The 9,257-nt window shown below is 65.3% G+C and carries 6 protein-coding genes; 4 read left to right on the forward strand and 2 right to left on the reverse strand.

The genetic code is table 11. From position 1 onward, the window contains the following. The first annotated feature begins 4 nt into the window (after positions 1–4). Both BJI69_RS06940 and BJI69_RS06945 read left to right on the forward strand, forming a co-directional pair. On the forward strand, positions 5–880 hold the full coding sequence (locus tag BJI69_RS06940; RefSeq protein ID WP_052766999.1) for an aldose 1-epimerase: 876 nt from the start codon (positions 5–7) through the stop codon (positions 878–880). Between the two features lie 20 nt (positions 881–900). Then, positions 901–3,147, forward strand: coding sequence for an alpha-galactosidase (locus BJI69_RS06945; RefSeq protein WP_244465187.1), 2,247 nt, complete (start codon positions 901–903; stop codon positions 3,145–3,147). On the opposite strand, the gene BJI69_RS06950 is transcribed toward BJI69_RS06945, so the two are convergent. Continuing rightward, a complete protein-coding gene (locus BJI69_RS06950) occupies positions 3,144–3,659 on the reverse strand; it encodes a helix-turn-helix transcriptional regulator (RefSeq protein WP_071924897.1) in 516 nt (171 codons plus the stop codon). The genes BJI69_RS06945 and BJI69_RS06950 overlap by 4 nt on opposite strands. Before the next feature lie 303 nt (positions 3,660–3,962). Here BJI69_RS06950 and BJI69_RS06955 point away from each other — a divergent pair, with 303 nt between their 5' ends. Then, on the forward strand, positions 3,963–4,541 hold the full coding sequence (locus tag BJI69_RS06955; protein WP_046965935.1) for a LuxR C-terminal-related transcriptional regulator: 579 nt from the start codon (positions 3,963–3,965) through the stop codon (positions 4,539–4,541). A 14-nt stretch (positions 4,542–4,555) separates the two neighbouring features. Here the strand turns inward: BJI69_RS06955 and BJI69_RS06960 are convergent, their stop codons facing one another. Beyond that, positions 4,556–7,555, reverse strand: a complete 3,000-nt coding sequence (locus BJI69_RS06960) for a sensor histidine kinase (RefSeq protein ID WP_078023088.1) — start codon at positions 7,553–7,555, stop codon at positions 4,556–4,558. A gap of 294 nt (positions 7,556–7,849) precedes the next feature. Between BJI69_RS06960 and BJI69_RS06965 the strand changes: the two genes are divergently transcribed. Further along, positions 7,850–9,160 (forward strand): epoxide hydrolase family protein, encoded by a 1,311-nt coding sequence (locus BJI69_RS06965; protein ID WP_244465188.1) that lies wholly within the window; start codon positions 7,850–7,852, stop codon positions 9,158–9,160. The last annotated feature ends 97 nt before the right edge of the window (positions 9,161–9,257 follow it).

Consider the following 9,257-nt stretch of genomic DNA (forward strand, 5'->3'; position numbering starts at 1 on the left):
GAGCGTGTGCCTGCTACCGTCGGTAGGCGGTGGCATCGCACGCTTCGACTGGCTCGGTGGCCTCGAGGAAGTGCCGCTCATGCGGCCCTGCCTCGGCGAGCCCGAGCGATCTCCGGGTCGCTATGAACCCAACCGCCTTGCCTGTTACCCCCTCCTGCCGTGGAGCAATCGGATTGCCCACGGCGGCTTTTTCATAGGGGAACGACGGATCTCCCTGCCGCTCAATCGCGATGACGATGCCTATCCGATCCACGGCAGTGGCTGGCAACGACGCTGGACGGTGCGGGAACATGACGCGGATGCGGCGCACCTCGAACTCATCGAGGAGGCGCGCGACGCTTACTCGTATCACGCCACGCTCCACTATCAGCTGGAAGGCGACGCCCTGAAGGTACGCCTGGGCGTGACCAACACCGGCGATGCCGCGTTGCCGTTCGGCCTGGGGCTGCATCCGTTCTTTCCACTGCACGGGGGCGCGAGGCTGCTTGCACCGGCGACGGGCGTCTGGCTCAACGACGGACAAGGTCCACTCCCCATTCGCCACGGCCCCGCGCCTGCTCCATGGGATTTCTCGACCCGCCGCCACTTGCCCTCCCAGGGCGTCAACCACGCGTTCACCGGCTGGTCCGGCAAGGCCGTCATCGAATGGCCGGACCTCGCGCTGCGCCTGCATGTCGAGGCGGATGTGGACGGCTATGTGCTTTACACACCGGCGGACGAAGACTTCTTCTGCTTCGAACCGGTGGACCATCCGATCAATGCCGTGCATCTTCCGGGGGGGCCGGTGGCAAACGGTATGACCCTGCTCGGCCCCGGTGCATCGCTGGAGCGCGCTTTCGCGTTCCGCGCCGAGGCCGTCGAAGAGGGGCGGCACCCATAAACAACAAGGTGGAACACTTGATGCGTCACGCCAGGATCGTCCGGTTCGCCATGCTCGCCGCGGGCAGTCTCGCCCTCACTCCTGCCATCGCGGTGACCAGGCCGCCATCGGCCGCGAACACCTCGCCCACCTACGACGCATCGCATCGCGTGTTCCGGCTCGATGCCGGCGGCGTGACCTATGCCATGGGCGTCGACTCCGAGGGCAAGCTGCAGACGCTTTACTGGGGCGCCCGGCTCGCCTCCGGCGATCCGCTCGGCCCCGCGATGCCGGCGCCGGAACGGTCGTCGTTCGATCCCGCCGGCAGCCTGTCGCCGCAGGAATACGCCGGTTGGGGCGGCGCCATGACGGCCACGCCGGCGTTGAAGATTCGCCTTGCCGACGGCAACCGCGACCTGGTGCTGCGCTACGACAGCTACACGATCGAGAGCGGCGGTCTTTCCATCCTCCTGCGTGATGCGCAGGTGGGCGTCGCCGTCAGCCTGCGCTACACGGCCGATACCGCCACCGGCATCATCGGCCGCTCCGCGCATATCGAGAACACCGGCAAGCAGGCGCTCGTGGTCGACAGCGCCGCCTCGGCGGCCTGGAACCTGCCTCGTGGCAGCGACTATTCGCTTCGCTACCTCACCGGTACCTGGGCAGGCGAATGGCATCTGCAGACGCGCGCCATCACCCCGGGCGCCACCGTGCTCGAGAGTCGTCGCGGCAGCACGGGCGACGAGAACAACCCCTGGTTCGCCATCGGGCGCGGCAACGCCTGGAGCGAAACACACGGCGACGTCTGGTTCGGCGCCCTCGCCTGGAGCGGCTCGTGGAGCATCCGCGTGGACGAGGACATCCTCGGACAGGTGCGTGTGGTCGGTGGCTATAACCCCTTCGATTTCGGCTACAAGCTTTCACCGGGCCAGGCGCTCGATACGCCGGTGTTCTACGCCGGCTATACGCGTGACGGCATGGGCGAGGCCTCCCGCCTGCTGCATCGCTTCGAACGCGATCGCATCCTGCCGGAAGGATCGAAGACCCCGCTACGTCCCGTCCTCTACAACTCCTGGGAAGCCACGGAGTTCAAGGTCGACGAACCCGGTCAGGTCCGCCTCGCCGAGAAGGCGGCCGCGCTCGGCGTGGAGCGCTTCGTCATGGATGACGGCTGGTTCGGCGCACGCAACACCGACCGTGCCGGTCTGGGCGACTGGGTGGTCAACCGCAACAAGTTCCCCAACGGTTTGAAGCCCCTCATCGACAAGGTCCACGGGCTGGGCATGAGCTTCGGCCTGTGGGTGGAGCCGGAGATGATCAACGCGGACAGCGACCTCTATCGGGCGCATCCGGATTGGGTGCTCAACTTCCCCGGGCGCGACCGCAGCGAGGGCCGCCACCAGATGGTGCTCAACCTGGCCCGCGAAGACGTCAAGGCACACGTACTCGAGGTACTGGACGGCCTGCTCAAGGACAACGACATCCAGTTCCTGAAATGGGATTACAACCGCAACTGGTCCGAGCCGGGCTGGCCGCAGATGTCGCCCGACGAACAGCAGAAGGTCTACGTCGCCTACGTCGACAACCTCTACGACATCATCCGCGAGCTGCGTAAGCGGCACCCGAAGGTCGAGATCGAATCGTGCTCGGGCGGCGGCGCGCGAGTGGATCTCGGCATCATGGCGCTCACCGATGAGGTGTGGCCATCGGACAACACCGATCCGTCCGATCGCCTGTCCATCCAGGATGGCTTCAGCCAGGCCTATGCGCCAGCGACGATGATGGCCTGGGTGACCGGCTCGCCGAACTGGGTGAATAACCGCACCAGCTCCCTCGACTTCCGCTTCCTCTCGTCGATGCAGGGCGGCCTGGGCATCGGCGCTAACCTGCTCGAATGGACGGCAGCGGACGAGGCGACCGCGCGTCATTACATCACCGAGTACAAGGCCATTCGCGGCACCGTGCAGAAGGGTGACCTGTATCGACTGCTCTCCCCGCAGGACCGTGCTCCGTGGTCGGCAACGGAATCGGTAGCCGGTGACGGCAGCCAGGCCGTGTTGTTCGCCTTCCAGAGGCAGGGTGAGGAGGCGCGTCCGTTCCCGACCTTGCGTCTGCGCGGCCTCGAGCCCGCCGCGCGCTACCGGTTCCGCAGCATCCACGGCACGGTCGCACCGGGTACGCCGGAGGTCGCGAGTGGCGCGTACTGGATGGAGCACGGCGTCAACGTGTTGATGAGGGGCGATCTCCAGGCGGCAGGCCTGGTCTTCGAACGCGACGGCAAGCGCTAAGCCTGGGCCGAACGCCTGGCGGCATCGCGCCGCCAGGCGCCCGGGCTTTGCCGACGGAACCGCGAAAAGACGTTGGTGAAGTGGCTCTGGTCGGCGAAGCCGCATTCGGCGGCGATATCCACCAGTGTCCTGTCGGGGTGGGCGAGCAAGGTCTGGGCGCGTCGTACGCGCTGCTCCATCCGCCAGTGCGTGGGCGACAGGCCCGTGCTCGCCTTGAAGGCGCGCGAGAAGTGGCTGCGCGACAGATGGCAGGCGGCGGCTGCGCTGCGAACGGCGGCACCGAGATCGGCCTCGTCGTCCAGCCTGTCGCAGGCCATGCGTAACTGCCACGAGGCGAGCCCGCCACGACTGCTACGAGGCACGGCGGTCGGTTCCGTCGAGGACGTCCGCCTGAAGGCATGCAGGGCCATCGTGACGTGCTCGAACACGGCGTCGTCAGCGGGTTTCCGCTCGATGGTTCGTAGCAGCAAGGAGGAAAGAGCATCCTCGATCGAAGCAAGTCTGGAGGTCATGGACCGCGCCCCTTGGGTCATTGGCGTCAGGCGTCCCCTGTTTCTCGCCGACACCAACAGACTAGGGCGCACATTGGGCAAAAGGCATCCTCATTCGGGGCCAGCCGGCCATCCGTTCGTGGGATCGACATTCACTCTTTCGTGTCGTCGCCTGGCCGGTCTTTAGCAAGAATCATCCATTTGGGTATTGAACGCAGCCGCCGCTCTTCGCAAGATGGGATGTGAACAGGGAGATTCCAGGTGACCGAACCCATCGATCCGTCTGAAAAGATCCGGGTATTGATCACCGACGATCACCCGATCATGCGGCGTGGTTTACGGGCGGCGATCAGCCAGGAAGCCGACATGGAACTCGTCGGCGAGGGTGCGGACGGGGCGGAAGCGATTGCGCTGTTCCGGCGCCTGCGGCCCACGGTCGCCCTGCTCGATCTGCAAATGCCTCATGTGGACGGGCTGGAAGCCATCGCGGCCATCCGTGGCGAATTCCCGACGGCGATCCTCATCGTGCTGACCAGCTATCCCGGCGATGCGCGCGTCATGCGCGCGTTGACCCTGGGCGCAACGTCCTACCTGCTGAAGTCCGCCACGCTCGAGGAAATCATCAAGGCGATCCGCGCCTCGGTGGCGGGTCGGCACGTCGTCGCTTCCGAGGTCGCCCACGAGATAGCCCGGCATGCGGGCTCGGACAACCTCACCTCTCGCGAAACCAGCGTGCTGCGGCTTGCTGCCGCCGGCCAGAGCAACAAGGCAATCGCCGAAGCGCTGTTCGTCTCCGAAGACACCGTCAAGTCGCGAATGCGCAGCATCATGGCCAAGCTCGGCGCTCTGGACCGGACGCATGCCGTGATGATCGCGGTGCAGCGGGGCTTCCTCGATTCGTAGCGCTCGCTCCTGGCTTACCGGCGGATCGACCACCAGGGGTGGCGATAACCGGCGTAAGCCGTATGTCCTGGCAGCTTGATGTGAATCTCGGTGCCTTCGCCGGGCGACGATTCCACATTCAGCGTGCCGGCGAGTCGTGACACCCGCTCGCGCAACCCGACCAGCCCGAAGTGGCCGCTTTCGCGCGCCTTCGCCATGAGTGATTCGTCGAAGCCGGTGCCGTCGTCGGTGATCACCAACCACAAGGCGTCCTCCGCGTAGCTGAGCACGAGCGCGACGGTCTCGCCGTGCGAGTGCGAGAACGCATTGCGCAAGGCTTCGAAGGCGATGTCGCGCAGTTCGCTCTGGCATGCCTTGGCCAGCGCCCGCGGCGTGCCGTTCACCTCGAGCGAGAAGATCATGCCGTGCGTCGCTTGCAGGCGACGACCTTCCGCAGCGATCTGATCGTAGAGCGCCAGACCGTGATCCTCCGTGCGACGGAGAAGCAGGATGCGCTCACGCCCTTCGAGCAGTGCGTCACGCGTCTGCTCCGACATCTCGCGCATGTCCGCGCGACGATCGCGTGGAATGCTCTCGTCGATGGCCCAGGCCTGCAAGGTAAGCATGAGTCCCTGGAAGCGCTGGAGCAGGGTGTCGTGGATATCGCGTGCGACGGCTTCGCGTTCCTCGGCACGGATGCGAAGGCCGCGGGTCAGGGCGCGTGTGCGCAGCTCGTAGGCCAGCCAGAGAATCAACACCAACGGCAGGACACCGAGTGCGCGGAACCACCACGTTTCGTAATAGGCCGGCCGCCTGACGATCCGGGCGATGGCCGTCGCCGCGCTGGCCACACCATTCTCGTTGATGGCGGTGACTTCGAAGCGATAGTCACCCGGCGGCACATTGGTGAAGACCGCTTCGCGCCGCGTACCGGCATCCTGCCAGGCGTCGTTGTAGCCGACCAGCCGATAGCGAAAATGGGCACGCTCGGGACGGCTGAGCATGGGCGAGGTGTACGCCACCCGGAAGCTGCGCATGGCCGCCGGTAGCGTCACCCTTCCCTGCTCGAGCGGATATATCGTGGCGCCGCTGGTGACGTCCTCCACGTACGCCACCGGTACGACGTGGTTTTCCGGGATACGCTTCGGATCGAGCCAGGCAAGCCCCGAGGCGGTCTGCGCCCAGAGGAGGCCGTCGTTACTCCGGCGCAACGTCGGCAAGGTGCGGTCCGGATCGGGAGCGCCCGGCAAGCCATCCGTCGCATCGAACGAACGGTAAGGGACGAAGGTGGCGGGCGCGACCAGCGCTCTGGCCAAATCGTCCGCCGCCACTTCACGCACGCCGTCGAGCGTCTGGATCCAGAGGTTGCCCTCCGCGTCCTTGACCAGGCCAGTGGTGGTATCGAAGGCCTCGTCGTCCAGTGCCCCGATCGATGTGAAGCGCTTGCCGTCGAAGTGCTGGATGCCGTCGTCGCCGCCGATCCAGAGGCTACCGGGCTCGGCGAACATGGCCCTGATCACACCTTCCTGCAGGCCTTGCGGCTTGCCGAATGTTGTCGCCACACCTTGCGCGATGCGCGTAAGGCGAGGTTCGCCGGCCGCACCTACCCAGAGGTTGTCATCGTCATCCACGGCGAGGACTTTCGGACGCAGGTTCACAGGCGAGGCATCGTTCCAGCCGACGCCGTCCCACATCAGCAGGTTGTGCTCGGACCGATTCGTGCAGACGTAGACCCGGCCCTTGCTGTCGCTGGCGACGCAGTTGTTCGCCGCGTGTACCGCGTCGTCGCGGACGCCGGCGACGCGCGTCGGCATTCCTTGAGAGATGGACCATAACGTGTCCACCGCCGCCGCCCATACCGTACCGCGCCGTGCATCGAAGAACGTTGCCATGGTGAGGCGCGGAATCTCGGTCTCCCGCCATGACGCCGGCGGGACGAGCTGCAGCAAGGGATGGGTTTCACTGCCGACCCACACCGTACCTTCGGCATCCACCGACGCCGATACCTCGTGGATGCCATCGGGCAGCTTCACTGTCGTAAAGGCCGATCGCCGGAACCGGTCCAGGCCGTTTTGCGTCCCCACCCAAAGATTGCCTTCGCGATCCCGGATCATCGGCCACGCGTAGCTGCCGGTCAGGCCGTCGGCGCGGTCCATGAACTCCGGGACCGGCTCGGCATGCGTGGCTTCGGCACGGCGAAGGGCTTCCGGCGAAAGATAGGCGACTGCCCGCGTCGTGCTGGTGATCCATACCGCGCCCTCACCATCTTCGCGCAACGCGCTGACGGGAACAGGGAGCGGAGCCGCGGTCTCGATCAGCCTGGTCCCCTCGACCCTGTACATGGTCATGGCCAGTCGCGTCGTGATGTAGAGCCGCCCGGACTCGCCAATAAAGATGTATCGCGGCTTGTCGGGTCCACCGGAAACATCGAGGAAGGCCGGCGCACCGCGGGGCCGGACCGACACTTTCCCGCCCCCGACCAGCCACAAGGCACCGGCCCGGTCGAAGACGGCGCGGCTGGTCGACCGCTCCGCCGTATTGGGTTCGACCATTTCCCAGGCGCCGGCCCTGAAGCGGATCAGCCCCTTGGGCGAGATCGCCCAGACGCCACCCTCGGGGTCCGCCAGGAACGAGTTGATCGACGCGACGACACCTTTTGGCTCGTCGAAATGCGACAGGTGGCCATCCTTCAGCAGCGTCGGTCCGCTATCGGAGTTGGCGATCCAGAGGCCGCCACCTTCTGCCGGGAAGACGCTATTGAGTTGCGCCGCACGGAAAGCCTCGCCCGGGGCGGGCCTGAAGGGCTGGAACGTGACGCCATCGAAGCGGGTCACGCCCTTGGTGCCGGTCATCCAGAGGAAGCCATCGGCCGTCTGCGCGATGCTGGCGAGATCGCCCGGCGCGCCGTCCTGTTTCTGGAAGGCCGTGTGCTGGTAGCTGCCTAGCGAAACGGGTGGAGAGGCGCCGGCCGTGCCGGCAAGCAGCAGCCCGGCGAAGGCGCCGAGCCATCGTGGCGCACGCGCCGACATCGTCATGCCTTGGACCCCCGAGCCTGGTGCGTTGACCTACCCAGGATCCGTGCATGGGTGCCCTCGGGCCAGATTGCCTGCTTAGGCGTCCTTTGCACAAGTAGTGCTTTAGTCGCTGACCGAGGTTCCCGGCCGTTTGTAGCGTTTTGTATACGGCGCCGGCGGGGATACGTAGTGATGCAAAACCCTGCTGTTCCGGACACGAGGGACGTCCGGTGCGCTCCATAGACTGTCAACACGCAGCGGCAAACATGCCTGTCGTTGCTCCCTCTATCTATGGAAGCCAACAGGAGAACGATGATGTCATCCGCATTCGCTAAGCGCACCCTCGCCATCGCCGTGGGATTTGCGATGCTCGCGCCCTCGGTTTACGCACAGCCCGCCCACGCCTTCGAGGCAGTGGCCACCGCTACCGGCACGACGAAGGTCGACGAGAGCATCCGCCCCTTCCATGTCCACGTGCCGCAGGAACAAATCGACGATCTTCGCCGTCGCATCGCGGAAACCCGCTGGCCGGACAAGGAAGTGGTGAAGGACGAATCGCAGGGCGTGCAGCTCGCACGCGTGCAGGCACTGGTCAAGTACTGGGGCACCGACTACGACTGGCGCAAAGCCGAGGCGCAGCTCAATGCACTGCCCGAGTTCGTCACCAACATCGACGGCGTCGACATCCAGTTCATCCACGTGCGCTCGAAGAACCCGCATGCCCTGCCCGTCATCCTGACGCATGGCTGGCCCGGTTCGACCTTCGAGTTCCTCAAGACGATTGGCCCGCTGACCGACCCTGTCGCCTACGGTGGTCGTGCGGACGACGCGTTCGACGTGATCATTCCTTCGATTCCCGGATACGGCTTCTCCGGCAAGCCAACGGAACTGGGTTGGAATCCTGAGCGCACCGCGCGTGCCTGGGATGTCCTGATGAAGCGCCTCGGTTACAAGCACTACGTGTCACAGGGCGGCGACCATGGCTCGGTGATTTCCGATGCACTCGCACGCCAGGCACCGAAAGGCCTGCTCGCGATTCACCTGAACATGCCGGCCACGATTCCCGGCAACCTCGTCAAGGGCATCAATGCGGGCGACCCGGCGCCAGCCGAACTCAAGGCCGACGAGAAAGAGGCCTACGAGTCGCTGAGCACCTTCTTCGGTCGTAATGCCGCCTACGGCGCCATGATGGTCACGCGTCCGCAAACCATCGGTTACTCGCTTTCGGATTCGCCCTCGGGCCTGGCCGCCTGGATGTACGAGAAGTTCGGCCAGTGGAGCGACAGCAACGGCGTCCCCGAGAACGTGCTCTCGCGCGACGAGATGCTCAACGACATCACGCTGTACTGGCTGACCAACACCGGCGCGTCATCGTCGCGGTTCTACTGGGAAAACAATAACAACAACTTCAGCGCGGTCACCCAGCGCACCAACGAGATCAAGGTGCCGGTCGCCATCACGGTGTTCCCGCACGAGATCTACAAGGCACCGGAAAGCTGGAGCAAGGCCGCGTACCCGAGCCTCTTCTACTACCACCAGGTGAGCAAGGGCGGGCATTTCGCCGCCTGGGAACAGCCGCAGTTGTTTGCGGAAGAACTGCGCGCCGCGTTCAAGTCGGTCCGCTAAGTCCCAATAAGCAGGCAGATGATTTTTTGTAGGAGCCGATTCATCGGCGATAGCCAGGTTACGTCAACCCCTATCGCCGCTGAAGCGGCTCCCACAA

It is taken from the genome of Luteibacter rhizovicinus DSM 16549 (assembly GCF_001887595.1).
Classification (GTDB): Bacteria; Pseudomonadota; Gammaproteobacteria; order Xanthomonadales; family Rhodanobacteraceae; genus Luteibacter; species Luteibacter rhizovicinus.

What these genes read in the sequence shown, in the direction of transcription:
- BJI69_RS06945 (WP_244465187.1), top strand. Translation starts at nt 901, where the DNA reads ATGCGTCACGCCAGGATCGTCCGGTTCGCCATGCTCGCCGCGGGCAGT.
- BJI69_RS06950 (WP_071924897.1), bottom strand. Translation starts at nt 3,659, where the DNA reads ATGACCTCCAGACTTGCTTCGATCGAGGATGCTCTTTCCTCCTTGCTG.
- BJI69_RS06955 (WP_046965935.1), top strand. Translation starts at nt 3,963, where the DNA reads ATGCGGCGTGGTTTACGGGCGGCGATCAGCCAGGAAGCCGACATGGAA.
- BJI69_RS06960 (WP_078023088.1), bottom strand. Translation starts at nt 7,555, where the DNA reads ATGACGATGTCGGCGCGTGCGCCACGATGGCTCGGCGCCTTCGCCGGG.
- BJI69_RS06965 (WP_244465188.1), top strand. Translation starts at nt 7,850, where the DNA reads ATGTCATCCGCATTCGCTAAGCGCACCCTCGCCATCGCCGTGGGATTT.